This window comes from Dietzia sp. B19 (assembly GCF_014145155.1).
Lineage (GTDB): Bacteria > Actinomycetota > Actinomycetes > Mycobacteriales > Mycobacteriaceae > Dietzia > Dietzia natronolimnaea.
On record NZ_JAALED010000554.1, the window covers coordinates 1 to 1,475 of the forward strand.

Annotated in this window: 1 protein-coding gene; it reads left to right on the forward strand. The window is 67.6% G+C overall.

Annotation, left to right across the window (positions count from 1 at the left end; translation table 11 throughout):
* The first annotated feature begins 215 nt into the window (after window positions 1–215).
* Window positions 216–1,451 carry an ISL3 family transposase gene (locus G6020_RS15110; protein WP_182611187.1) on the forward strand — a complete coding sequence of 412 codons (1,236 nt, stop codon included), beginning with the start codon at window positions 216–218 and terminating at the stop codon, window positions 1,449–1,451.
* Window positions 1,452–1,475: the final 24 nt, after the last annotated feature.

The window sequence follows — 1,475 nt, forward strand, 5'->3', positions numbered from 1 at the left end:
GGCTCTTCGCATCTGAGCGTGGGTGAGGACGACACGCCGGTGAGGCGGTAGGGAGACGAGAGGGTCGAGGCCCTGAAGGATTGGAAGTACCACTACATCCGATCCTGAAAGGGCCTCGACCCATGTCTGAGCCTATCGGGTGCTGCCGGTCTGCCACCGGAACCGCACCTGCGCCCCGTTGTGTCCGCTGCGATCTTCTCGTCGGGCTCGACGACGTGTACGTCCTTGATGCGCGTCTGCGTGGCGAGCACCTGGAGGTGACCGTCGAATCCGAGCCGGGACCGGTCGGATGCCCGGACTGCGGCGCCGCCGGGGTGGGGCATGGACGGCAGGTGGTGCGTCTGGTCGACATCCCCGCGTTCGGCCGCCCCGTCACGATCATCTGGCGCAAACGCCGCTTCGTCTGCCCAGGCGGGGCGTGCGAACGTGTGACGTTCGTGGAGAACCTGCCTGGGCTTGCCTCGCCGCGGCATGCCACCACGGCCCGCGTCGTGGAGTGGGCAGTGGGACAGCTGCGCCGGGAGCACGCCACCGTCAGCGGACTGGCTCGTCAGCTCGGTACCGCGTGGCACACGGTGTGGACGCCGGTCAAGGCTGCATTGGAGGCGTTGGCCGATGATCCGGCCCGCTTCGACGGCGTCCGCACCCTCGGCGTCGATGAACACATCTGGCACCATGTCTCCCGGCGTAAGCGCGGCCCCAAGGAACTGACCGGGATGGTCGACCTCACCCGCGACGGGGACGGCAAAGTACAGGCCAGGCTGCTCGACCTCGTGCCAGGCCGCTCCGGGGTGGTGTTCGCAGACTGGCTCACCGCGCGGGGCAAGGGTTTCACCAGCGGCGTCGAGATCGCCGCGTTGGATCCGTTCCACGGCTACAAGCGAGCGATCGATGACGAACTCGAGGATGCCACCGCTGTTCTCGACGCTTTCCACGTGGTCAAGCTCGCCCTTGGCGCCGTGGACGAGGTCCGCCGGAGGTTGCAGCAGCAGATCTGCGGTCACCGCGGACGTAAAGGCGACCCGCTCTACGGGATCCGCACCATCATCCGCTGCGACCCCGACAGGCTCACCGAGCGCCAGTGGCGGCGGTTCGACGAGGCCCTGGCCGCCGACCCCCGACACGAGGAACTGTTCATCGCCTGGCAAGTCGCCCACGAACTCCGACAGGCCTACCACCACAAAGACCTGCCTGCCGGGCGCAGCGCTGCGGAGAAGGTACTCGCGACCTTGCCATCCTGCCCGATCCCGGAAATCGCCCGACTAGGACGAACGCTCCGCAAGTGGAAGGCCGCCTTCCTCGCGTACTGGACCACCGGCCGCTCCAACAACGGAGGAACCGAAGCGATCAATGGCCTCATCGAACTCCACCGGCGCCTGGCCCGCGGCTACCGCAACCGCGACAACTATCGCCTGCGGATGCTCCTCATCGCCGGCGGGCTACGGACCTGACCCCACGCTCAGATGCGAAGAGCC